We start from the raw sequence: 24,344 nt of genomic DNA, 5'->3' as shown, positions 1-24,344 counted from the left end.
ATTACTTAGCTCTTTCTAGGATTTCTACTAACCTCCAGCATTTTGTTTTACTTAGAGGCCTTGTTTCCATAATTCTTACCGTGTCGCCTTCATTACAGTCATTCTTCTCATCATGGGCAACATATTTCTTGGTCTTCAAAACGAACTTACCATACATAGGATGCTTCACTCGTTTTACTTCAGAAACAACAATGGACTTCTCCATTTTGTTACTGGTAACAACCCCGATTCTTTCTTTTCTTAAATTTCTTGTATTTTCTTCCATAAGGCCGAATCCGTTATTGTAGTTCCCTTTTAGTTAACTCAGTTGCCAACCTTGCGACAATTCTTCTTGCTTTTCTAATCTGCATTGGATTTTCTAATGGAGTAACCGAGTGCGCCATTTTTAAATCCGCATATTCTTTCTTCAATTCAGCCAACTTCTGCTGAATCTCCTCTACCGATAATTCTTTAATCTCTGTTTGTTTCATCTCAGATCAGTTTATCCAGCGTAATCTCTGGCTACTACGAATTTTGTTTTTACCGGCAACTTTTGTGCAGCTAAACGCAAAGCTTCCTTTGCAATATCGTGTGGCACACCAGCAACCTCAAACATGATTCTACCTGGTTTTACAACTGCCACCCAATATTCGGGTGCACCCTTACCCTTACCCATACGCACCTCTAAAGGCTTTTTGGTAATAGGTTTGTCCGGGAATATTTTAATCCACAACTGCCCTTGCCTTTTCATATATCTAGTAGCGGCGATACGCGCAGCTTCTATTTGGCGAGAAGTAATAAAATGAGAATCCAAAGATTTGATACCAAACATACCATTAGACAACTGATGCCCTCTTTGGGAGTTCCCTTTCATTCTTCCCTTCTGGGCTTTACGAAATTTTGTTCTTTTAGGCTGTAACATCTTACCTGCTCTTTACTCTGTTATTTTCTACGACGTTGTCTTTTACCACCGTCTTGTTTTCCTCCTCCTTTGGAATTTCCTTTAGAAAGACCTACAAGTGGCGATAATTCTCTCTTACCATATACCTCTCCCTTCATAATCCATACCTTAATACCCAATCTACCATAAGTAGTGTGAGCCTCTTCTAAAGCATAGTCTACATCTGCTCTAAAGGTAGACAACGGAATTCTTCCATCCTTGTAAGTTTCTGAACGCGCCATTTCTGCCCCATTTAACCTACCAGAAATCTGAACTTTAATTCCTTCCGCATTCATTCTAATAGCAGCCGCTATAGCCATTTTAATAGCTCTACGGTAAGAAATTCTATTTTCTATTTGCCTTGCAATACTAGCAGCAACAAGGTTAGCATCCAACTCAGGTCTTTTAATTTCGTGAATGTTGATTTGAACCTCTTTACCAGTAATTTTTTTCAACTCTTCCTTCAATCTATCAACCTCTTGCCCACCTTTACCAATAATGATACCAGGTCTTGCTGTTGTAATTGTAACTGTAATTAATTTTAGCGTACGCTCTATAATTACTCTAGAAACACTAGCCTTAGCTAAACGAGCATTGATATAACGTCTGATTTTATCATCTTCCGCCAACTTATCTCCATAATCATTTCCTCCATACCAATTGGACTCCCATCCTCTGATGATTCCTAAACGATTTCCTATCGGATTAGTCTTTTGTCCCATATTCTTATGCCGTTGTTTCTGAAGTTATTGTATTCTTAGCACCCAAAACCAAAGTTACGTGGTTAGAACGCTTTCTAATCCTATGAGCTCTACCTTGCGGAGCTGGACGCAAACGCTTCAACATAGTACCGCCATCCACACGAATTTCCTTAACAATTAAATCCGCATCTTCAATACTAGCATCTTCATTTTTAGCCTCCCAGTTAGCAATAGCAGAAAGCAAAAGTTTCTCTAATCTTCTAGAAGCTTCTTTTTGGTTGAATCTCAAAATAGCTAAAGCCATTTCTACTTTCTTACCACGAACTAAATCAGCTACTAATCTCATTTTTCTAGGCGAAGTAGGACAGTTATTAAGCTTAGCAAACGCCATGCTTTTTTTCTCTTCCTTAATTCTTTCCGCCATTTGTCTCTTACGAACTCCCATAGCTTATTACTTTTTTCCTTTATTTTTAGCTCCAGCGTGTCCACGGAATGAACGCGTTGGTGAAAATTCGCCTAACTTGTGACCCACCATATTTTCCGTAACATAAACAGGAACGAATTGTTTTCCGTTATGTACTGCTATAGTCTGACCAACAAAATCAGGAGTTATCATTGAAGCTCTAGACCAAGTTTTAATTACAGTCTTCTTACCAGACTCAACATTTGCCTGAACCTTCTTTTCTAAACTAAAATGAACGTATGGTCCTTTTTTTAATGAACGTGCCATTTGTTATCTTTTATTTCTTTCTACGTTCTACAATATACCTGTTGCTATCCTTAGTTAAAGAACGAGTTCTATAACCTTTAGCTGGGATACCATTCTTAGATCTTGGGTGACCACCAGAAGCTCTACCTTCACCACCACCCATTGGGTGATCTACAGGGTTCATAGCAACCGGTCTTGTTCTTGGTCTTCTACCTAACCATCTACTTCTACCTGCCTTACCAGACACTAGCAATTGATGGTCAGAATTAGATACTGCACCAATAGTAGCCATGCAAGTCGCTAAAATTAAACGGGTCTCACCAGAAGGCAACTTGATTGTCACAAACTTACCGTCTTTCGCCATTAATTGTGCAAAAGTACCAGCACTTCTTGCCATCACCGCACCTTGACCAGGACGCAACTCAATACAAGAAATAATTGTCCCTAAAGGGATTTGCGACAGAAATAAAGCATTACCTATCTCTGGAGCAGCAGCATCACCAGAAACTATCTTCTGACCTACCTGCATACCATTTTGAGCAATAACATACCTTTTTTCACCATCAGCATACTGCACTAATGCAATAAAAGCTGTTCTATTTGGATCATACTGTATAGAAACAATTTCCGCTTCTACACCATGTCTCTCTCTTTTGAAATCGATTACACGATATCTTCTTTTATGACCACCACCTCTGTGACGCATGGTCATTTTTCCTTGACTGTTTCTACCTCCAGACTTTTTTAACGGAGCAAGTAAACTTTTCTCCGGCTTATCAGTAGTTATCGCGTCAAATCCGTTAACTACTCTAAAACGCTGTCCAGGAGTGATGGGTTTTAATTTTCTAACTGACATTACCCTGTTTTATAGATTACTATAGAAATCAATAATATCTCCTTCCGCAACATCAACAACCGCCTTCTTTCTCAAGTTGGTCTTACCATGTTGAATTCCAGTTTTTGTATACCTAGTCTTGCGGTTAGGACCATAATTCATTGTCCTTACTTTTTCAACAGAAACACCATAAGTTGCTTCTACAGCTTCCTTAATCTGCAACTTATTTGCAGTTGGATTCACGTAAAAACCATAGCGATTAAACAACTCGCTCTCCGCAGTCATCTTTTCTGTTATGATTGGCTTTATCAACACACTCATCTTGTTCCTATTTACTTAAATTCTCTTGAATTCCTTCTAACGCACCTTCTAAAACCACAATGCTATTTGCATTTAAAATTTTATAGGTATTTAATTCTGATGTTGTAACTACATCAGAACGCTTTAAATTACGAGAGGATAGATACAAATTACTATTAGCATCACCTAACACAACCAAAGACTTTTTATCCTGAATACCTAAAGAAGAAAGAAAAGCTTTAAAGTCTTTAGTTTTTGGGGTTTCAAAATTGAAATCCTCCACAACAACCAAAGCACTTTCTTTAGATTTAATACTTAAAGCCGACTTTCTAGCTAAACGCTTTAGAGACTTATTAAGCTTTTGACCATACAATCTTGGCCTAGGACCAAAAATTCTACCACCACCTCTAAAAACGGGAGATTTTATACTACCCGCACGAGCAGTACCAGTACCTTTTTGCTTTTTAAGCTTCCTAGTACTTCCAGCAATTTCTGCTCTCTCTTTCGCCTTATGCGTACCTTGACGTTGATGCGCCAAATACTGTTTAACATCCAAATAAATGGCATGTTCGTTAGGCTCTATTCCAAAAACATCATCGGAAAGTTCAACCTTCCTACCTGTGTCTTTACCTTTACTATCTAATACAGCTACCTTCATCCCCTTATTTTTCAATGGTTACGTAAGCATTTTTATGACCAGGAATTGCACCTTTAATAACAATTAAGTTTTTTTCTGGCACAACTTTTAACACTCTAAGGTTTTGAACAGTAACCCTGTCACCACCCATACGACCTGCCATCCTAAGACCTTTCACAACCTTAGAAGGAGTAGACGCAGCACCAATAGAACCTGGAGCTCTTAAACGGTTATGCTGACCATGAGTAGCTTGACCTACACCACCGAAACCATGCCTTTTAACAACACCCTGAAATCCTTTACCTTTAGATGTACCAACAACATCCACGAATTCTCCCTCCGCGAACAAGTCTACACCTACAGTATCACCTAATTTAAATTCCCCTTCAAAATCACGGAACTCGACAACTTTTCTCTTAGGCGATGCGCCGGCCTTTTTAAAATGACCTTGTTCAGCTTTGCTGGTACGCTTTTCTGCCTTGTCATCGAAACCTAATTGAAGAGCACTATACCCATCAACCTCTTCGGTTCTGACTTGGGTAACGACACAAGGTCCAGCTTGAATAACGGTACATGGAATGTTCTTCCCATTCTCGTCAAAAATGCTGGTCATGCCGATTTTCTTTCCTATTAACCCAGACATATTTATAATTTATTAATAATTCACTTTTAAATTCACACCGATATTTATCGGCAAAAAAATTGGGTCAAAAGAAAGTATCCTGTGACCCAGTTTATTTCTTTTTACCCGTTTTTCCTTCGCACAAAGCTCAGGACATGTAACACCTTTATCTTAAAAGGCGTGCAAAGTTACACTTTTATTTCGACTTCTACACCACTTGGAAGCTCTAATTTCATTAAAGCATCAATTGTTTTTGAAGAAGAACTATAAATATCAAGCAATCTCTTGTAAGAACTAAGCTCAAATTGCTCTCTAGACTTCTTATTAACGTGAGGCGAACGAAGCACCGTAAAAATCTTTTTATTTGTTGGCAACGGTATTGGACCAGTAACTACCGCACCTGTTGTCTTTACAGTTTTCACAATCTTTTCAGCAGACTTGTCCACCAAATTGTGATCGTAAGACTTTAATTTAATTCTAATCTTTTGACTCATCTTCTGAAAAATTAAGCAGTTACACCTTTAGCGGCTTTAATTACCTCTTCTGCAATATTAGATGGAGTTTCTGCGTAGTGAGAGAATTCCATTGTCGAAGTTGCACGACCTGAGGACAACGTTCTTAAGGAAGTTACATATCCAAACATTTCTGATAATGGAACATCTGCCTTAATTACCTTGGAGCCTGAACGATCAGACATGTTGTTCACCTGCCCCCTTCTTCTGTTCAAATCCCCAACAATATCACCCATGTTTTCTTCTGGAGTTAAAACTTCCAGCTTCATAATTGGCTCCATTAATACCGCCTTCGCTTTCTTAGCAGCAACTTTGTAACCTAACTTAGCCGCCAATTCGAAAGATAAAGAGTCAGAATCCACAGGGTGAAAAGAACCATCCTTAAGAGTAACCTTCATACTATCCATCTCAAATCCAGCTAAAGGACCATTTTTCATAGCCTCTTTAAAACCTTTCTCAACAGACGGAATATATTCTCTTGGTATATTACCACCCTTAATTTCGTTTACAAACTCAAGACCAGCTTTACCGTCTTCAGAAGGCTCCATAACGAATACGATATCCGCAAATTTACCACGACCACCAGTTTGCTTCTTATAAGTCTCTCTGTGATCAGCAACAGCCGTAAGCGCTTCTTTATACTCAACCTGAGGTTGACCCTGATTCACCTCTACCTTAAACTCTCTTCTTAAACGATCCACAATAATATCCAAGTGAAGCTCACCCATACCGGAAATAATTGTCTGCCCAGATGCTTCATCTGTTTTCACCTGAAAAGTAGGGTCCTCTTCAGCCAATTTAGCTAAAGCCATACCCAATTTATCTACATCAGCCTTAGTTTTAGGCTCTACAGCGATACCAATTACCGGATCAGGAAACTCCATGCTTTCCAATACAATAGGATGTTTTTCATCAGATAAAGTATCCCCAGTCTTGATATCTTTAAACCCTACAGCGGCACCAATATCCCCAGCTGAAATACGCTCTATAGCATTTTGCTTATTAGAGTGCATCTGATAAATCCTAGATATACGCTCCTTATTACCAGAACGGTTATTTAATACATAAGAACCAGCTTCAAGAGTACCAGAATAAGCTCTAAAGAATGCTAAACGCCCCACGAATGGATCCGTAGCAATTTTAAAGGCAAGAGCAGCAAATGGCTCTTTCGGATCCGGCTTTCTTGCAACCTCTGCACCTGTATCTGGATTCTCACCAACAATAGCTTCCTTATCTAATGGAGAAGGAAGATATCTACAAACAGCATCCAATAAGAACTGAACACCTTTATTCTTAAATGCAGAACCACATATCATTGGTATGATACTCATATCCATTACCGCAGCACGTAACGCAGCATGAATCTCATCTTCAGTTATTGAATTTTCATCTTCAAAGAACTTCTCCATTAAGTTCTCATCATATTCCGCAACAGCCTCAATTAGCATAGCTCTATACTCACTAACTTCAGCTTTCATATCTTCAGGAATATCGATTACATCAAAAGTAGACCCAAAGTTATCATCATGCCACACAATAGCACGATTCTTAACTAAATCTACAATCCCCCTAAAATCAGCTTCTTCACCAATTGGCAATACAATAGGAACAGCATTAGACTTCAACATTTCCTTAACCTGCTTACACACGTTTAGGAAATTAGAACCCTGTCTATCCATCTTATTTACAAAGCCCATACGCGGAACTTTGTAATTATCCGCCAATCTCCAGTTGGTCTCTGATTGCGGCTCAACACCATCAACAGCACTAAAAAGGAAAACCAATCCATCTAAAACACGTAATGAACGATTTACCTCTACCGTAAAATCAACGTGTCCAGGAGTATCAATTATATTAAAGTGATAACCTTTAGCATCAGCCGTAGGCTTACCTTGCTCTGTAGGAAATTGCCATGTACAAGTGGTAGCTGCAGAAGTAATCGTGATACCACGCTCTTGCTCTTGCTCCATCCAGTCCATTGTTGCAGCACCATCATGAACTTCCCCAATTTTATGGCTCACACCTGTATAAAATAAGATACGCTCAGTAGTTGTGGTCTTACCCGCATCAATATGCGCTGCAATTCCAATATTTCTTGTAAGTTTTAAATCTCTAGCCATTGGTCAAATTAAAATCTGAAGTGTGAAAATGCTTTATTGGCTTCTGCCATTTTATGTGTATCAACTCTTTTCTTCACCGCAGCACCTTCTTCCTTTGCAGCCGCTAGAATTTCAGAAGCCAATTTCAAAGCCATTGACTTTTCATTACGCTTTCTTGCATAACTTATCAACCACTTCATAGCCGTAGAAATTTTACGGTCTGGCCTAATTTGCATTGGAATTTGAAAAGTTGCACCACCAACACGCCTACTTCTAACCTCAACGTGCGGCATCACATTAGATAATGCATCTTTCCACAACTCTAAGGCTGTTTTTTCCTCATCAGTTTTCTTTTGATCAACTATATCAATAGCATCGTAAAAAACCTTGAATGCAACGGATTTCTTTCCGTCCCACATCATCATATTAACAAAACGTGTCACCAATTGATCATTAAATCTAGGATCTGGTAACAACGGTCTCTTTTTTGCCTGTCTTTTTCTCATCGCTTCTTAATAAAGTTGATTACTTCTTAGGGCGTTTAGCACCGTACTTAGACCTTCTTTGTGTTCTACCAGCTACACCAGCAGTATCCAAAGCACCACGTACAATGTGATACCTTACTCCAGGTAAATCTTTTACCCTTCCACCTCTTACCAATACTATCGAGTGCTCTTGGAGGTTATGCCCTTCTCCCGGGATGTATGCGTTCACCTCTTTACCGTTAGTCAACCTAACCCTTGCAACTTTACGCATTGCAGAGTTTGGTTTTTTAGGCGTAGTAGTATATACACGCGTACAAACACCCCTTCTTTGTGGGCAAGAATCCAAAGCAGCCGATTTGCTCTTCTTGGCAATTGTGCTCCTTCCTTTTCTTACTAATTGTGAAATTGTTGGCATTAAATTACTATATTTAAATACTTATAACCCTCTTTTTGAGGGCTGCAAATGTAGTAATATTTCTAAACTATTCAAATACAGTAGTCAATATTTTATTTTTACCCAAATTTTAAAATAGGCAAGCAAAACACAAAAACACCAATCCTTACCCTTCCCATATTGATTAACGATAGTTTTCAATAATTTCAATTCAAGAAGAATTCAACTATTTAGTTTTCATTAACACCACACAATACATCATAAAAGATAGCCTCTTTTATGAAATCCCTATTTTAATTGCTAAATATTAATTATTTACCAATTACTCCAGTCCCAAATTTTAAAAATTTAATATTTCTAAATATTCCTAAAATTTAATGAATATAGCTTGGATTATTAACATGAATTTAGGACTTTAGTCCCCAGCTAATTCAAATAATTTTAAAATGAAAACAAAATTAAGTGGAATTTTAACGCTACTCATGGCGTTAATTGTGCACATTTCGTTTGCACAAGAAAAGACGATTTCAGGTACGGTTACTGATGCCGATGGTCTTCCATTACCTGGAGTTAATGTCCTAGTAGAGGGTACTTCTAATGGAACCCAGTCTGACTTTGATGGAAAATACACCATCAATGCCAGTACTGGCCAAACATTATTGTTTACTTACATTGGACAGAAAAATGTACGAAAAGCTGTTGGAGCAGGAAATACCATTGATGTCCAGATGGTAGAAGATGCTCAGGCTTTAGAAGAAGTAGTTGTTACTGCCTTGGGTTTTGAAAAAAAGAAGGATGACGACATATCTTCATCTACTATTATCAAAACTGACAAAATTTCTAGATCTGGTGAACCAAACTTAGTACAAGGTCTTGCAGGAAAAACTTCAGGTGTTAACATAACACAGAACTCTGGAGACCCTGGTGCAGGGGCATACATTCAAATTAGGGGGCAAAACACAATTTTAGGAAATAGCTCCCCATTGATTATTGTAGATGGAGTACCAGTCTCCAATAGTGCTTTCGGAGCTGGCACCGCTGGTGTTGTACAACAATCAAGACTTAACGACATACCAGCTAGCGATATTGAAAGTGTTACGGTCTTAAAGGGTGCTGCAGCTGCAGCAGTTTGGGGTACAGGTGCAGCAAATGGTGTGGTAGTCATTAAAACAAAAAAAGGCAGCGGAATTGGCAAAATGTCTATAGATGTTACTAGTAGCTTAAGTGTTGATGAAGTTAATAGAGAACACGAAAAGCAAGGCATCTATGGACAGGGAGCAGGCGGCTCATGGAGCTCAAATGCCAATGGTCTATCTTGGGGTGATAAAATAGCTGATAGAACTGGTGGAAGTGATGTCTTTGATACATCTGGAGCTTACTTTGTTGGAAACCAAACAGGAAATACTTATTATCCAGTTACTACGAAAAATAGCCAAGAAGTTTTCAACGCTGTCAACAGAGACCAAATATTTAGAACTGGTGTAACCCAAAATTATTCGGCAGGTATTAGCTTTGCTGAATCTAATTCCAACACCTATTTAGGTTTAGCAAGAGTTGACCAAAAAGGTATTATTAATGGTCAGTCTGATTATGAGAGAAATACTGTTCGTCTTAACCATTTTAGAATGATGAGCGATAAATTTTCGATTAGATTCAATACTTCTTATGCCCACTCAAATTCTAACAGAATACAAACAGGTTCAAATTTAAATGGTTTATACTTAGGATATTTAAGAACATCTCCGGATTTTGACAACACCGATTACGAGGGCACTTATTTTGCATCAGCTAACGATCCTGTTGGCGCATCCAATAGTCATAGATCTTATAGAGCAAGACATCTAGGAGAGGCTTCCGCCATATATAATAATCCAGGATGGACTATTAATAATATATCCAATCCAAATACTGTAAATCGTTTTACCTTAGCGCCTGAATTGAATTATAATTTTAATGAAAGCTTAGGACTTACCGTTAGATATGGATTAGATTTCTATTTAGATAAGAGAAACACATATTTCCCTGTTAATTCTGCTGGGGATTTTTCTCAAGGTGCTTACTTTAGAGATGACTATTCCGAAAAAATCGAAAATTTAAATATTTTCTTTAACGGGAATTTTGAACTAAGCGAAACGTCCAATATTAATTGGATTCTTGGTTACATGTTAGAATCTACACGTTATAGTAGATTTAGTTCATCAACGAACATTTTCCTTAACCCTGATCCGGTTAGACAGCTAATGAGCAATGCTACCAACGAAAACATATTAGCTTCAGAATTCAATAGTTTGAACAGAAAAAATGGTGCTTATTATTCTTTTAACCTTGGGTATGGAGGTCTATTATTTGAAACAACAGGTAGGATGGAAAGAGCCACAACAGTGGAAGATTTGAACTTCTTCCCCTCTGTATCTTTAGGTTACGACCTGACGGAAAATTTAATAGATTCTGATTTTTTATCATTTGCAAAAGTTAGAGCCTCTTACGGTCAAATTGGAATCGAACCACAGTTATATCTTGCAAGAGACGTATTCTTCTCTTCCACAGCAGGAGCAGAGGGCTGGGGAGATTACTTAGACGGAGCAAATTACGGAGGAACTGTTAGAAGAGGTGCTGTAAGAGGTAATCCAGACCTAACAATCGAAAAAATCAAAGAATTTGAGGTAGGAGCTGACTTTAGATTTCTTGAAGACAGACTTAGTCTAGGACTAACCTATTATGATAGATTAACAACTGATGCAATATTAGAATTAGAATTACCTGCATCTACCGGTTATTCTTCTACGTATGAAAATGCAGCTGAAATTTCTAACAAAGGAGTTGAAGTAGATTTTAGTTACTCTATTTTAAGAAATGAAAATTGGAAACTGGACTTATTTGGTAACTGGACTACTTATAAGAATATAGTGGAAAAACTACCAAATGTATCTAGATATATTCTAAATGGATTTACATCTACATCTTCAGCGGTTGTAGAAGGGGAACCTTTTGGAGCTATCTACGGTGGACGTTATTTAAGAGACGACAATGGCACAATCCAGTTAGATGCGGACGGATTTCCTTTGATTGATGCCGAGCAAGGTGTCATTGGAGATCCTAATCCCGACTGGAGAGGTGGTTTGGGAATGTCTTTAGACCATAAAGGATTTAAGTTCTCATTCTTATTTGAAACAAGTCAGGGTAACGATATGTGGGGAGGAACCAATGGAGTATTACATTATTTTGGAATACACCCAAATACAGCAGTTGAATCTGTTGCTGAAGTAGATTTACCAAGATATTCAGGTGGATTTGGAGGAGTAATTCCAGCTGGAACAACTTTTAGAGGATCGGTTGCTGACTTTGGAGGCGGACCTGTGGCATTAGAAGAAGGATGGTATAGAACCAATGGAGGTGGATTTGGAGACCTCGATGAACAATTTGTTCAAGACGCTTCATGGACAAAATTGAGAGAGGTAAGTCTATCCTATTCTTTCCCGGAAAAAATGCTTGACAAGACTTTCTTAAAAAATTTGGAGGTAGGAATTGCCGGAAGAAATTTATTGTTAATTACTGATTTTGAAGGTGTAGATCCTGAGGTTAATCTAACAGGTGCCTCAAAGGGTAGAGGTTTGGATTACTTTACAAACCCCGCAACAAGAAGTATTATTTTAAATGTAAAACTTGGACTTTAAGATGAAAACGAAATTTTTATACATCATTACGGTATTTCTAATGCTTTCATCATGTGAAAGCGTAGTAGAAGATTTGAATGAAGATCCTAATAACTTCAATGACACTAGTTTGTCCCTAATTTTAAACCATGCAATTTTAAATGTTGTAAGCGTTGCTGAATCTGACATGGCCAGATATGCAACCATTTTTACCGATCAGTTTATGGGGGTAGACCGTCAATATGGAACTTTGAATGGATACAGTGTAACACAGTCCAATTTTGATGAGCATTGGGAGGATTTATACCAACGTGGTATTACCCAAGCGCAAATAGCTAAACAAAAAGCAATAGAGGCAAACAATACTGCTGCCGAAGGACAGGCTTTAATTCTTGAAGGTTATTATTTTGCAGAAGCTGCACTTCTATTTGGTGACGTACCATTTTCTGAGGTTAACAACCCTGAAATTGCTGACCCGGTTTATGAAAGTCAGACAACAGTTTTAAACGGTGCTATTAACCTAATCCAAGAAGGAATATCAAAAGCCAGTAGTATATCTGCTGCTAATAATGTATTCTCAACAAATTCATCTTGGGGTCAAATTGGAAATGCGTTATTAGCGAGATATTATCTTGCACAAAAAGAGTACGGTCTTGCAAATCAAGCCGCTAAAGATGCAAACTTTTCTTCCAACAGCGATGATTGGTCCATCAATCATTCTCCAGCAAATTTTGGAGAAAATCTATTTTGGCAATTTGAAGTTGAACAACGAGGTGACTATTTAAAAGTAGCTGCCCCTGGTGAAGATGATAATCCACCAAATTTTTCTTATATGCTTGAATTATTAGATGTTAACCATCCAAATTACAAAGGAAATTCGAAAACAACTGAAGCTGCTAGATATAGCTATTACGCAGATGGTGAAAGTATTAATACTACTGATGGATTTGCGGCACAAACTGCATCCTTTCCCGTTGTTTCTTTCGAAGAAATGCAATTGATAATAGCGGAAACTGAGATATTGGCCAATTCTGATAATGGGGCTGCTATCGATGCCTTGAACCTTGTACGTGCAAACAACGTAACAAAATACCCAGGAAGTCAATATGATCCTTACGTTGAAAGTGACTTTACAGATACAGAAGATTTGCACATTGAAATTTTAAAAGAAAAATTTTGTTCTGTAATTGGAGTTCCAACTTTCCATGACACAAATAGAACGCAAAACCTGATAGGTACAACCATTAAGAACAGTACTCAAACTACAATTCCACAGCGATTTTTATATCCATTAACGGAATCTTCTTCAAATGCCAATGCACCTGAAGTAATAGGTTTATACGTTCCTACGGCCGTTAACAACTAGTCGGACCTTATTATTATATAAAACCGCCTTTAACAAGGCGGTTTTTTTATTTCTCATTACAAACAATCTTCTACTATCTTTGCCCCATGAGCAAAGACCACATCATCTACGGAATTAGAGCTGTTATAGAAGCTATAGAAGCAGAACAAAGCATCAATAAAGTTTTCCTCCAGAAAGGATTAAAAGGTGAGTTGTTTTCTGAGTTAGAGTCTTTAATACGTAAAAAGGGTGTAAGCGCTTCTTATGTACCTTGGGAAAAACTAAATAGAATTACCCAAAACAATCACCAAGGCGCCATTGCGCAGATTTCTCCTGTAGATTTTCAAGACTTTAATACGCTTATTGAAGCTATTTTAGAAAAGAAAGAAAAGCCCCTATTACTGCTTTTAGACCAACTTACTGATGTTCGAAACTTTGGTGCTATCATACGTACTGCAGAATGTGTTGGTGTAGATGCGATCATCGTTCCTAAAAGTGGCTCTGCTCCTATAACTAGTGACACCATTAAAACAAGTGCCGGCGCTGCTTTTAATGTCCCTATTAGTAAAGTTGACCATCTAAAAGATGCTATATACTACTTACAAGGTTCTGGATTTAAACTAGTAGCTGCTACAGAAAAAACAGAGGATTCAATTTATGATGTAGATTTTAAAGAGGCTACCGCTATAATTATGGGTGCAGAAGACAAGGGGATATCTGATTCTATCTTAAAACTTGCTGACCAAAAGGCAAAGCTTCCTTTGATGGGGCAAATAGAATCGTTGAACGTTTCTGTTGCTTGCGGGGTATTCTTATATGAAGCTCTTAGACAACGTTTAGCTTAGTCCGCTTCTTCTTTATTGGGTTTGTATTCGTAATTTATGGATATTTCACTAAGTGGTTCCTCTGCTAATTTTTCTATAAAATTACCATCAGCATCAAAATGTTGTAGAAACTCATCCTCTTCTTCATTGTAGTCTTCTTTTTCCCAGTCGTACTTCTTTTTTTCAGGTAAACGCATCGTAACCAATTTTGCCAAGACCAAACCAGAAAGAAAACCAGAGAGGTGGCCTTCCCAAGATATCCCCTCTTCTACAGGAAATATATACCACAGCATACTACCATAAATAAAGACAACCGTTAAAGAAAGTGCAACTAGACGATAATACTTTTGAAATACACCTTTAAAAAAGATAAAACTTGCCAACATATAAATAAGTCCACTTGCCCCAATATGATAACTAGGTCTACCCAAAAGCCATGTCAAAATACCCGTAACAAGCCATCCAATGAATAAAACATGCCACGCTTTTTCTTTGTAGAAGTAGAATAAAGCTAAAGAAAGAATAAACAAAGGTAAGCTATTGTTAAACAAATGCTCCACAGAACCATGAATAAATGGACTACAAAAAATACCCCCTAAGCCTTCTAGCGTTCTTGGGTATACGCCTAGAAAATTTAAATTAACTCCCCATTTGATTTCTACCCAGAATACAACCCAAGCAGAAAACACCATTAAAAACGGTGGCAACAATTGTTCTATGGAAAATTTAAAATAGTTTTCTTCCTGCATACACTTCAACCCTTAAAAGTATACCAAAATCTGTAATTAAGATAAATTGTCATCCTTTTAAAAGTTCTAATTTTGTACAATGAGTGAACCTTTAGCAGAACGAATTAGACCAAAAACGCTTGAGGCTTATATTAGCCAAAAGCATTTAGTAGGAGAAAAAACAGGCTCTCTTTATCAGCAAATTAAAAGTGGTAATATCCCCTCTTTAATCCTTTGGGGACCTCCTGGTACAGGTAAAACAACTTTGGCCAATATAATTGCTACAGAAAGCAAACGCCCTTTTTACACCCTTAGCGCCATTAGTAGTGGGGTAAAAGAGGTTAGAGAAGTTATTGAAAAGGCAAAACAAAGTGGTGGACTGTTCACAACAAAAAATCCTATTCTATTTATAGATGAAATTCATAGATTTAGTAAATCGCAACAAGATTCTTTACTTGGAGCTGTAGAAAAAGGATGGGTTACTTTGGTTGGCGCTACGACAGAAAACCCAAGCTTTGAAGTTATTCCTGCCTTGCTGTCTAGATGTCAGGTTTATATTTTAAATCCTTTTGATAAGGAGGATTTAGAGGCATTACTCCACAGAGCACTTAAAGAAGATACCGTTTTAAATAATAAGGAAATAGAACTCAAAGAAACAGAAGCGTTATTAAAATTATCTGGAGGTGATGGAAGAAAATTGTTGAATATTTTTGAACTTATCATCAATTCGGAGGCAAGCAACAAACTTACTATCACCAATGAACTGGTATTAAGTAAGGTGCAAAAAAACACGGTCCTCTATGACAAAACAGGAGAACAACATTATGATATAATTTCTGCCTTTATCAAATCTGTAAGGGGTAGCGACCCAAATGCCGCTGTATATTGGTTGGCGCGAATGATAGAAGGTGGCGAAGACGTAAAATTTATTGCAAGACGTATGCTTATTCTTGCCTCTGAGGATATTGGCAATGCAAACCCTACAGCATTGGTACTTGCCAACGCTACTTTCCAAGCTGTGACTGCCATAGGTTATCCTGAAGCTCGTATAGTGTTAGGACAATGCGCAACCTATTTAGCCAGCTCTCCTAAAAGCAATGCAAGTTATATGGCCATTGGCAAAGCACAACAAACGGTAAAGCAAACTGGAGATTTATCCATACCCTTACACCTAAGAAATGCGCCAACAAAATTAATGAAAGATTTAAGCTATGGTAAAGATTATGCCTATAGCCATGATTATCAAGACAATTTTGTGAATCAAGAATTTTTACCAGACGAATTATCTGGAACTACTTTTTACAAGCCTGGCAATAATGCCAGAGAGAATGCTTTCCGTGATTTTTTAAAAAAACGCTGGAAAGATAAGTACGATTTTTAGAATTTAATATTCAATGGTTGAGGCCCTGCTTGGCCACCATCAAACTCTATAAACCATGTATTATCTTTTTTGTAAACCACCCCATTTTTACCTTCTTTTTCAACAATAAAAACATCTGGAGCTGCGGTCGACTTTAAAAAGTAAATTACCTGTGGTGTACTATCTACCAATTGATAGCCGCCTTGCTTGGGTTGTGCATATAAAATATCTCCAACCTCTTTTAAAATGGGCGTAGAAGTTGAACCTACCGCAGTAGTTGCAGTTTGCTCAATTCTTTCTATCGCTGATTCTGTCGCAACGGGAGTTTTAATAGTTTTAGCAGAATTATCAGCTAGGGTAATAACAGGTTCTTCTTGCACTTGCGTGGTAGTCGTTGTTGCACTTACACTAGGTGTAGAAGCAATTGTTCCCTTATCACCATTATAATTGTAAGGTATGCCTCTTAGCCCCTCTAAAGCTCTAGAAATTGCTTCTTTATAAGCTTCTTTAAATTCTTTTATCTTGCTTTTTCCTTCTAGACTAGTATATACTTCTACTCCATTACAATCTTTAAAAACCAGATTTAATTTTGTAGTGAACATAGATGAGCTGTCATCAATATCTGTGGTTACCCCAAGGCATCGATTCATTTTTAATTCTGGAGGCAATGCATCATCATACACAACCGTATACCCAAATTCCGTAAGATTATGTTTTATAAGTGTACTGGTTAAATACTGATTTTCTTGTTTAAAAGCTTCGAACTTTTTAGGTACGATAATATATTTATAATCATTGAATTGTGCGTAAAACATGCTGCTTGTTAACATTGCCACAAGCATTAAGATAGATTTTTTCATACTACATAGAATCAATTACTGTTCCAAGATAAAATATTAAATCCAAATTGAAAAGAAGCATAATGACTATCTGCGATATTACTATACGCTAAAAGGTTATCCCCTAATATATAGAAATTAACAGGACCTGCTTGGAAGTTTAACCCTAGACCTATATTAGACAAAGAATATTTATCTACCGTGTAGGTAGTTTTTAGGGCTAAGAAGTTCCCTAGTCTACGTTGATAAAAAGCTGTTAATGCTGCTTGTGGACCTTTAGGTCTGTTAATTACAAATAATTGCCCTCCTACGGCATTTTTATAATCACCAACTTGTTGGTCGTTAGCGGAACCTCCTCCCACGTTGTATGCACAACCACAATTATCTCTTCTGGTACGCCCGCCTCCGGTACTTTGCTCACCAAAATTATATCTAAAAGAAGAATATAATTTAATTGGTCTTAAAGATAACCAGCTAGCTTGATTGGTACTGTAATCTACCTGTTCTTCTAAATCGTCTATTAATTCTTGCCAAAGTTGGTCATTAAAATTAGCCAAGTCATCTGGTAAGCGTATCTCTAAACCTTCGTTAGACGCACTACCTACCACCTGATAATTTTTAACGGCATTGCTATGATACACAAAACCTAAGTCTAATAAGCTAGCTGTAAAATAACTGTTAGCTCCTAGGCTCTTGGTAAAACCTAAATCTACTCCTACCCCTAGATTACCGCCAAAAAGGGACCTAGAAACAAACCTATTCATTAAATCTACTTGGGTAGTACCTGTATCTTCATCAATGATATCTAAAAACTCTTGCAATCCAGAGGTTTTTAGCTCTACATTGGCAACCACAGAATTTCTTAGAATATTGTCTTGTCCTTGGGTTGTTTCAAAATAACCTGTATTCCCTTTAGATTTAAACTCTAATACACTTGAGTATAATTTTGCTCTTGCACCAACGGTCCAATCTTGGTCTAATTGCTTATTAACGCCAAAATGTAATACATTAACTACTTCACCTTGGGTAGTTAAATCGCTAAAATTGAACTGTCTATTGAGGTTATTCGCATTACCCTCAAAAGCCAAAATGGCTAAATCTTTAGGCCAAAATTGCGATAAATAGCCTTCGCCATACATTCCGAAGGAATAATAAATATCCGGATTATTTCTACTGCGAAAACCTGCATTAAATAGTTCTAACTGGCCGCTTAAACTAAACTCATCTCTTTCTGTCATAGAGTTTATAACGCGTTCTCTAACTTTGGCTGTAAAATCTATCCCATCATTAGCAAACAAATCGTTCACGGTAACCCCACTAGAACCGGCTTGTAAATTAAATGCCGATAAAACAGGCACGCCCACATGCCATTTAAAGGAGGTCTTAGTTCCTGGATTCAACAGTAAAGACTGCGGAATCTCGTTAAAATCATAAAGCAACTGCTTGTTCTGAGCGCTTATGGATATAAGTCCAAATGCTACAAAAAGTAATACTAGTAACTTTCTCATTCCACACTAAGGCTAAGAGCTGCACTAGATTTAAAAATTACCTTAGGGTCTGTTCCAGAGACCCCCGTAGTAGAATCTCCTTGGTTTTCCCCATTAATCCGTATGCTTTTTGTGTTTCTTAAAATATCTAAGCTTTTGCCACTAGGACCATAATTAACAATAGTCTCTAAAGTTGTTGTTGGGTGCGGTTCTAAAGAAAATGGTTGACTATCTAAAGGGTTACCAGCTTCGTCTAAAAACTCCACTATTATACGTAATGCTTTATTTGTAGTATTTTCTAGTTGATAGGTAAGTTCTGCTTCTACCACATTGTCTTGTATAAAAGACTCATTAAAAGCTTCAAAAGTAAATTCTTGAGAATAAAATGGTCCTACACCCGCTAAATCAATGGTATCTTCATTAGACTCAAAATAAAAAATACTGGAAGCTATGGTGGGTTCTAAAACCAAATCATCTATTTGGTCAAAATCTTGCTCCTCTGAACAAGAGCATAGCAAGAATAAAACTAAAAGTGAAGCAAATATCCTTTTCATGTGTACAACTATAGTTTTTTAAGCAACAATTATCGTGCCTACTTACCCTACTATAACTCTACAAATAAGTTTTTATTTCTTCTAGTTTGTAAATGATATCACAAATCTGATGCTCCTCTTCGCCATTGCTGTTAAAATGTAGGGTATGGAATCCTAAATCTTTGGCGCCCAGAATGTCTGCCTCTAGATTATCCCCAATCATTAAAGCGTTTGCTGGAGCAACCTTAGCCATATCTAAAGCCATTTTAAAAATTTTTGGATTAGGCTTTTTAACACCTGCCATTTCTGAATTAACTACCACATCAAAAAAATCTTGAATATTAGCATTTCGTAATTTCTTAGCTTGGACCTGTCCAAACCCGTTAGTGATAATATGCAACTTGTAATTAGGTTTTAAATAGTCTAAAACTTCTTGCACTCCTGGAAAGGTGTGGTTAAAAGAGGATAAATGTTCTATATAGCCTTCGGAAAGTAAATCTATTTCTTTGTCTGTAGCATTATATCCTACAGCATCAAAAGTTTTCTTTAAGCGTTGGTAACGTAGTTCTTCTTTAGCTACTTTTTCTTCTCTAAATAGCTTCCACATTTCAAAATTTATAGGCACATAGGCCTGTAGAAATACGGTTAAGTCTACTGGTATATTATGCTCCTTAAATATATGTTGAAATGTAAGTTCGGAGTTCTTTTCAAAATCCCACAGGGTATGGTCTAAATCAAAAAAAACATCGGTAACAATGCCTTTAAACATAATAGCGTTTTAATATATTCTGATACAAGCGCAACCAAGGTACACGTTGTCTTTCTCCAAACAATTCATTAGAAAATACCACAGTAAAATTACCCCTTACTTGTTTTACTTGTTGGTACATTTGGTCTAAGCGTTGTATTACTTCATCTTGTTTTTTGTATTTACGTAAAGCATAGTCCGATACCGCAAAAGGATGCACTTTAATGGGTTGTTGTACTTCTAAATTAATATCATAAAAATGGAATGGTGTGCATGTTCCGGCTCTAAAACCAAGGTGATGGGTATACCCCATAGAGAAATCATCTGTAAACTCTGCTTCTATTAATTCTCTGTAGGTATGTGGCACCAGCACCCTATTATAGCGCATTCTGGCATATTTTATAGGCCGATGTATAAGTTGACTTAATCTTGCTTTCTCTTCTTTTAACACCTTCAAATCTGCGCCAGCTGCCATAGAAGCACTTAAAGAAACCACACTGTAATCCGCAACCGATTTAATTAAGTATCTAAACTTACTACGATGAATGGAAATATTCTTATCGTGCTCAGAATATTCCGCAAACTGAAAAAAGAACATGGTTTTTATGCCCTTGACCTCTTTATGAATCTCCATAAGACGGTCAAAATTATCATAGGGGTCTTTTTTAGGGTTAATCCAAACCGCCATACGTTTTCCTAATCTACGCAATTGAAATTTAGATAAATCTTTGACCATACCTCCAATGCTTCTTCCCAATCCACGCATAGCATAAATATGAGAAGTGGTTACATTAATAATACTCGTAAAAGCGTAGATTCTTTGTTTATTTTCTAGTTCTGGAAACTTTTCTTTGAGAACAGCTAAAAACCGAAATGCCCAAATATCTACAACTGGTTTATCTAAAAATTGATGTTGAAATGCGATACTGGTTTCTGGTGGAAAACGCCCCAACGAATCCTTTACATGCGGTAAATACTCTTCATATCTACTCAACAAATAAAAACTAGCAGAGAAAATATCAAAAGGTATACCGCTCTTTTCTCCTGATTCAAAAAAACAGGGAACACCCTCCCAATCCTGTACCTTTATTTCAATATCGTTAATCCCTTGCTCAAACAATAAGTCATTGCTGCGTATAAAAAGTTCATTCTGTAAGGGCTGCTTAGTGTAAGTAATCTTAGGCCCTTTATGCTTTATAAAGTCTTCTACCTTAGTGGTAAAACCAACTTCCAAACCCAAGATTCTACCCAAAACCTGATTCATGGTATAGGTAAACCGTTTGGTTATTTTATGGGTATAAATTAATAGCATAGAGTGCTAAGGTACATTAAAGATTATTGAGAAAGAAGATTAGCCTTTCTAGAAAATAATACACGCCTACTCGGCTGTTAGTTCCGCTACCGTTTTTACCACTACGCTACCCTTGGTAGCTATCATGTCTTGCCACACCCAATTATAATGTGCTACTACTTGCTCCGCAGTAAGGTTTGGCCTATTGCCCGTAGTGTGCCCATCTGCCACGGCCACTACGTTAAAATCTTTAATTAAAGCAGATTGTAACGTAGAAGCTACACAAAAATCTGTTGCACAGCCGGTTATACACACTTCTTTTACGCCATTTTCTTTAAGAAGAGATTCTAAAGCGGTATTGTAAAATGCATCGTTAGCTGTTTTGTCTAAAAAAATATCGGTTGGTTTGGTTTGTAAGGCATCTAAATTCTCCCATGTATTAGAATTTTTTTCATAAGCACCACCTAACCCACCATCATGCTGAATTATGATAACTAGATTTTCTTCTTCTCTAAACTTAGCAGCTAAGGTGTTTATTCTTTTTACCACGCCAGCTTCATCTAAACGGGGTGTTTCTACCGTAAAAGATGCCTTTTGCATGTCTATCACTAAAAGTGCTTTTTTAGGCATTGGTCAGTTATTTCTAGATTAATTACAAAGGTAGCAAAGTCATGGTAGGTATTACAACACCCCCTCATCTGCAAAACTAAAATAAGCGGTTTGTGTTATGATTAAATGATCCAATACTTTTATATCTAGCACTTCCGCAGCCGATTTTAATTTTTGGGTAATTTGCTTATCTGCAGTGCTGGCTTTTAATGTGCCCGAGGGATGATTGTGCGCTAGAATAAGACCCACTGCACCTTGCTCCAAGGCATTTTTCATGACCAACCGTACATCTACCAAGGTTCCAGTAATGCCGCCTTTACTTAACTGCTCTTTAAACAACACTTTATTACTGTTGTTTAGGTAAACAATCCAAAACTCTTCATGAGGTAAATCGCCCAGCAATGGTTGCAACAATTCAAACACATCTTTACTACAGGTAATTTTTGTAATTTTTGCTGCTGCTTCTCCCCTACGTCTACGCCCTATTTCCAAAGCTGCAGCAATACTAACAGCCTTAGCTTCGCCAATCCCTTTAAATTGCATCAGTTGTTTTATGCTAAGTTTTCCCAATTCGTTTAAATTGTTATCCGCAACCGCTAAAATACGTTTAGACAATTCTACGGCAGACTCTTCCCTACTCCCAGAACCAATAAGTATGGCTATGAGTTCTGCGTCTGAGAGTGCTGTTCTTCCTTTAGCTACTAATTTTTCTCTAGGCTTATCATCGTCTGACCAGTGTTTTATGGAAAACGATTGTGCTTTTTCTTGCATGGGCTAAATATAACCGAAATTTAATTTTTGCCCAGATAATTTATCGCTATTTTGTAATTTGAAGCTCTAAATACCAACACCTTATGAAATCTATTTTTGATACCGAAGCTTACGAAGAACTAATGGCTAGAGCCGATAAACTAACCCCAGATTCCCCTCGTGGTTGGGGTAAAATGAGTGCCGCACAAATGGCTTGGCATTGCCAATACCCGCTACAACTAGCGGTAACGAATAAAAAGACTAAGGTGAACGGTAATTTTTTAGTTCGATGGTTTTTTAAAAAATCATTATATAATGATAAACCCTGGCGTAAAAATCTACCAACGGCGCCAGAACTTAAAGCTAAAGAAGAGAAAGATTTTACTACGGAAATTGAAAAGCTAAAAGCGCTAATAACCGATTGCCACGAAGTAAAAACAAGAGAAACATGGAATCCGCACCCACTTTTTGGCGCTTTTACCAAAGACCAATGGGGACAATTGGAGTATAAACATTTAGACCATCATTTTAAACAATTTGGTGTGTAAATGGATACTCACTGTTTCTTGCATCAAATTTTTAAGCCTGAGAATTTTTCAGTAGCAGATTTACAACTAATCACCGAACAATTTACGGAAGTTGACTTTGCTAAAAATGACACCTTGATTGAGAGTGGTAAACCCGCCAATTACTATTATTTCTTGGAAAGCGGTTATTTACGGTCTTCTATTTACGATACCCACGGTAATGATATTACCACCAAATTTTTCTGCCCACTGGATATTGTAATTGATTGGAATTCCTACTTTTTAAAACAGCCCTGTAAAGAGCGCATAGTAGCGCTTACAGAAGGCAAAGCGTGGCGCATCACCTTCAACAATTTTATGAAATTATTTCATATTGAAGCCTTTAGAGAAGTGGGCCGCACCCGATTAGTCAACAGCTATTTTGAGCTAAAAAGTCATTCCCTAGCAGTAATTGCAGAACCCGCAAAGGATAGGTATTTGCGTTTAATGCAGCAGCAACCAGCGTTGCTGCAACATGCCCCCTTAAAACATTTGGCAACCTATCTAGGTATTACGGATACGTCTTTAAGTAGAATTAGAAAAGAAATAGCAAAATCACCTTAACCATGATTACAGACCAAGTTCCGTTTGAGCTAAGCATTTTATTTTTAATTGCCTTTTTAGCTCCGCTAATCTTAATTGTGCAGCTGGTACGCCAGTATAGCAGTAACATCAATAGCGTATTGGTACTGTTGTTTTATCTCTTTTTTCTATTGGGCGTGCTCCTACTACAATACAACGGGTATTTTAGTGTGGTAAGCTTACCTCCCAGAATCATTGTATTAACCACGCTACCACTTTTAGCTTTTCACCTTGTAGTAATCCATCAAACCACATTTTATAAAAAACTAGTACAAAACACGCCATTAGCTGCTTGGGTACAATTGCACATTTTTAGATTAATTGGAGGTTTTTTTCTTGTGCTTTGGGCCTTGGACACGCTACCCAAAACGTTTGCGCTTATTGCTGGCACGGGAGATATTATAACCGCATTGAGTTCCCTTTATGTAGTTAAAGCCATAAAACAACAGAAAAGGTATGCCAAGCGCTTAACTTGGATTTGGAACACCTTTGGCCTATTAGATATACTTGCTACCTCTTTTACGGCGGTGTTATTGACCAAATGGAATATAAAAACGGGTACCATGGGAGTGGATATTCTTACCACCTTCCCCTACTGTTTTATCCCCGCCTTTGCCCCAGCCACCATTATTTTTCTGCATGTTACTATTTACAAAAAGCTATTGAAATGGGAAACTACTATGGATGTATCAAAACCGTAACTAAAAAAAGGAGCGTTTGCCAACTTAAATTTTAGTAGTTTTATACGAAAGAGGTATTCGTTAAACGACGGATATTTTGTTGTTGTGCGCAAGCCGACAAAACAATTCGGAATTT

General features: G+C 37.4%; 29 protein-coding genes. 7 read left to right on the top strand and 22 right to left on the bottom strand.

All coding sequences use genetic code 11. The features are described from left to right. Nucleotide 1: 1 nt before the first annotated feature. From rpsQ to rpsL, 14 genes are all read right to left on the bottom strand, one after another. Complete coding sequence (gene rpsQ / locus HCO57_RS11715; RefSeq protein WP_136951222.1) at nt 2-265, bottom strand: 30S ribosomal protein S17; 264 nt, start codon at nt 263-265, stop codon at nt 2-4. Nucleotides 266-278: 13 nt separating this feature from the next. Beyond that, nucleotides 279-470, bottom strand: coding sequence for a 50S ribosomal protein L29 (gene rpmC / locus HCO57_RS11710; protein WP_136951223.1), 192 nt, complete (start codon nt 468-470; stop codon nt 279-281). A gap of 11 nt (nt 471-481) precedes the next feature. Next, on the bottom strand, nt 482-901 hold the full coding sequence (rplP, locus tag HCO57_RS11705; protein ID WP_136951224.1) for a 50S ribosomal protein L16: 420 nt from the start codon (nt 899-901) through the stop codon (nt 482-484). A 20-nt stretch (nt 902-921) separates the two neighbouring features. Continuing rightward, nucleotides 922-1,641, bottom strand: coding sequence for a 30S ribosomal protein S3 (gene rpsC, locus HCO57_RS11700; protein WP_136951225.1), 720 nt, complete (start codon nt 1,639-1,641; stop codon nt 922-924). A gap of 4 nt (nt 1,642-1,645) precedes the next feature. Then, entirely contained in the window at nt 1,646-2,065 is a 420-nt protein-coding gene (rplV, locus tag HCO57_RS11695; RefSeq protein ID WP_136951226.1) for a 50S ribosomal protein L22, read from the bottom strand. Nucleotides 2,066-2,071: 6 nt separating this feature from the next. Beyond that, nucleotides 2,072-2,350, bottom strand: coding sequence for a 30S ribosomal protein S19 (rpsS, locus tag HCO57_RS11690; protein WP_136951227.1), 279 nt, complete (start codon nt 2,348-2,350; stop codon nt 2,072-2,074). 10 nt (nt 2,351-2,360) lie between these two features. Next, the gene (gene rplB, locus HCO57_RS11685) at nt 2,361-3,185 is read right to left on the bottom strand and encodes a 50S ribosomal protein L2 (protein WP_136951228.1); all 825 of its coding nucleotides are present in this window, start codon (nt 3,183-3,185) and stop codon (nt 2,361-2,363) included. A gap of 9 nt (nt 3,186-3,194) precedes the next feature. Further along, nucleotides 3,195-3,485: a 50S ribosomal protein L23 gene (gene rplW, locus HCO57_RS11680; RefSeq protein WP_136951229.1), complete on the bottom strand. Its 291-nt coding sequence runs from the start codon at nt 3,483-3,485 to the stop codon at nt 3,195-3,197. A gap of 7 nt (nt 3,486-3,492) precedes the next feature. Beyond that, on the bottom strand, nt 3,493-4,122 hold the full coding sequence (gene rplD, locus HCO57_RS11675; RefSeq protein ID WP_136951230.1) for a 50S ribosomal protein L4: 630 nt from the start codon (nt 4,120-4,122) through the stop codon (nt 3,493-3,495). A gap of 4 nt (nt 4,123-4,126) precedes the next feature. Then, on the bottom strand, nt 4,127-4,744 hold the full coding sequence (gene rplC, locus HCO57_RS11670) for a 50S ribosomal protein L3 (RefSeq protein WP_136951231.1): 618 nt from the start codon (nt 4,742-4,744) through the stop codon (nt 4,127-4,129). Between the two features lie 167 nt (nt 4,745-4,911). Beyond that, entirely contained in the window at nt 4,912-5,217 is a 306-nt protein-coding gene (gene rpsJ / locus HCO57_RS11665) for a 30S ribosomal protein S10 (RefSeq protein WP_010519396.1), read from the bottom strand. Between the two features lie 11 nt (nt 5,218-5,228). After that, a complete protein-coding gene (fusA, locus tag HCO57_RS11660) occupies nt 5,229-7,355 on the bottom strand; it encodes an elongation factor G (protein ID WP_167989181.1) in 2,127 nt (708 codons plus the stop codon). A gap of 8 nt (nt 7,356-7,363) precedes the next feature. Next, nucleotides 7,364-7,840 (bottom strand): 30S ribosomal protein S7, encoded by a 477-nt coding sequence (gene rpsG / locus HCO57_RS11655; protein WP_167989180.1) that lies wholly within the window; start codon nt 7,838-7,840, stop codon nt 7,364-7,366. Between the two features lie 19 nt (nt 7,841-7,859). After that, a complete protein-coding gene (gene rpsL, locus HCO57_RS11650) occupies nt 7,860-8,234 on the bottom strand; it encodes a 30S ribosomal protein S12 (protein WP_136951234.1) in 375 nt (124 codons plus the stop codon). A 425-nt stretch (nt 8,235-8,659) separates the two neighbouring features. On the opposite strand from rpsL, the gene HCO57_RS11645 reads away from it, so the two are divergent. From HCO57_RS11645 to rlmB, 3 genes are all read left to right on the top strand, one after another. Next, nucleotides 8,660-11,887 (top strand): SusC/RagA family TonB-linked outer membrane protein, encoded by a 3,228-nt coding sequence (locus HCO57_RS11645; RefSeq protein WP_167989179.1) that lies wholly within the window; start codon nt 8,660-8,662, stop codon nt 11,885-11,887. Between the two features lies 1 nt (nt 11,888). Further along, complete coding sequence (locus tag HCO57_RS11640; RefSeq protein ID WP_136951236.1) at nt 11,889-13,232, top strand: SusD/RagB family nutrient-binding outer membrane lipoprotein; 1,344 nt, start codon at nt 11,889-11,891, stop codon at nt 13,230-13,232. A gap of 86 nt (nt 13,233-13,318) precedes the next feature. Continuing rightward, nucleotides 13,319-14,056, top strand: coding sequence for a 23S rRNA (guanosine(2251)-2'-O)-methyltransferase RlmB (gene rlmB / locus HCO57_RS11635; RefSeq protein WP_167989178.1), 738 nt, complete (start codon nt 13,319-13,321; stop codon nt 14,054-14,056). On the opposite strand, the gene HCO57_RS11630 is transcribed toward rlmB, so the two are convergent. Beyond that, nucleotides 14,053-14,784, bottom strand: a complete 732-nt coding sequence (locus HCO57_RS11630) for a rhomboid family intramembrane serine protease (protein ID WP_167989177.1) — start codon at nt 14,782-14,784, stop codon at nt 14,053-14,055. The two genes, rlmB and HCO57_RS11630, sit on opposite strands and share 4 nt — an antisense overlap. A 79-nt stretch (nt 14,785-14,863) precedes the next feature. On the opposite strand from HCO57_RS11630, the gene HCO57_RS11625 reads away from it, so the two are divergent. Next, the gene (locus HCO57_RS11625) at nt 14,864-16,144 is read left to right on the top strand and encodes a replication-associated recombination protein A (protein WP_167989176.1); all 1,281 of its coding nucleotides are present in this window, start codon (nt 14,864-14,866) and stop codon (nt 16,142-16,144) included. Here the strand turns inward: HCO57_RS11625 and HCO57_RS11620 are convergent. The 7 genes from HCO57_RS11620 to radC form a co-directional block, all read right to left on the bottom strand. Continuing rightward, nucleotides 16,141-16,983, bottom strand: a complete 843-nt coding sequence (locus HCO57_RS11620) for a hypothetical protein (RefSeq protein WP_167989175.1) — start codon at nt 16,981-16,983, stop codon at nt 16,141-16,143. The two genes, HCO57_RS11625 and HCO57_RS11620, sit on opposite strands and share 4 nt — an antisense overlap. Before the next feature lie 11 nt (nt 16,984-16,994). Then, entirely contained in the window at nt 16,995-18,470 is a 1,476-nt protein-coding gene (locus tag HCO57_RS11615) for a DUF5723 family protein (protein ID WP_167989174.1), read from the bottom strand. Continuing rightward, nucleotides 18,467-19,003: a hypothetical protein gene (locus tag HCO57_RS11610; protein WP_136951242.1), complete on the bottom strand. Its 537-nt coding sequence runs from the start codon at nt 19,001-19,003 to the stop codon at nt 18,467-18,469. Before HCO57_RS11610 ends, HCO57_RS11615 begins: the two co-directional genes overlap by 4 nt. A 58-nt stretch (nt 19,004-19,061) precedes the next feature. Next, a complete protein-coding gene (locus HCO57_RS11605; RefSeq protein ID WP_136951243.1) occupies nt 19,062-19,751 on the bottom strand; it encodes a YjjG family noncanonical pyrimidine nucleotidase in 690 nt (229 codons plus the stop codon). Continuing rightward, nucleotides 19,744-20,994 carry a polysaccharide deacetylase family protein gene (locus HCO57_RS11600; RefSeq protein ID WP_317171161.1) on the bottom strand — a complete coding sequence of 417 codons (1,251 nt, stop codon included), beginning with the start codon at nt 20,992-20,994 and terminating at the stop codon, nt 19,744-19,746. The genes HCO57_RS11605 and HCO57_RS11600 overlap by 8 nt, the downstream gene beginning before the upstream one ends. A gap of 114 nt (nt 20,995-21,108) precedes the next feature. Beyond that, nucleotides 21,109-21,651 carry an isochorismatase family protein gene (locus tag HCO57_RS11595; RefSeq protein ID WP_167989172.1) on the bottom strand — a complete coding sequence of 181 codons (543 nt, stop codon included), beginning with the start codon at nt 21,649-21,651 and terminating at the stop codon, nt 21,109-21,111. 51 nt (nt 21,652-21,702) lie between these two features. Beyond that, on the bottom strand, nt 21,703-22,401 hold the full coding sequence (gene radC / locus HCO57_RS11590; RefSeq protein WP_167989171.1) for a RadC family protein: 699 nt from the start codon (nt 22,399-22,401) through the stop codon (nt 21,703-21,705). A gap of 83 nt (nt 22,402-22,484) precedes the next feature. Between radC and HCO57_RS11585 the strand changes: the two genes are divergently transcribed. The 3 genes from HCO57_RS11585 to HCO57_RS11575 are packed head-to-tail and all read left to right on the top strand — an operon-like array spanning nt 22,485 to nt 24,229. After that, a complete protein-coding gene (locus tag HCO57_RS11585) occupies nt 22,485-22,928 on the top strand; it encodes a DUF1569 domain-containing protein (protein WP_136951247.1) in 444 nt (147 codons plus the stop codon). Then, nucleotides 22,929-23,510: a Crp/Fnr family transcriptional regulator gene (locus HCO57_RS11580; protein WP_167989170.1), complete on the top strand. Its 582-nt coding sequence runs from the start codon at nt 22,929-22,931 to the stop codon at nt 23,508-23,510. A gap of 2 nt (nt 23,511-23,512) precedes the next feature. Further along, on the top strand, nt 23,513-24,229 hold the full coding sequence (locus HCO57_RS11575) for a hypothetical protein (RefSeq protein ID WP_167989169.1): 717 nt from the start codon (nt 23,513-23,515) through the stop codon (nt 24,227-24,229). The last annotated feature ends 115 nt before the right edge of the window (nt 24,230-24,344 follow it).

It is taken from the genome of Croceivirga sp. JEA036 (assembly GCF_011882165.1).
In the GTDB taxonomy this organism is placed as follows: Bacteria; Bacteroidota; Bacteroidia; order Flavobacteriales; family Flavobacteriaceae; genus Croceivirga.
The sequence above is the reverse complement of the archived record's forward strand: the minus strand, read 5'-3'. Positions and strand labels throughout refer to the sequence as shown.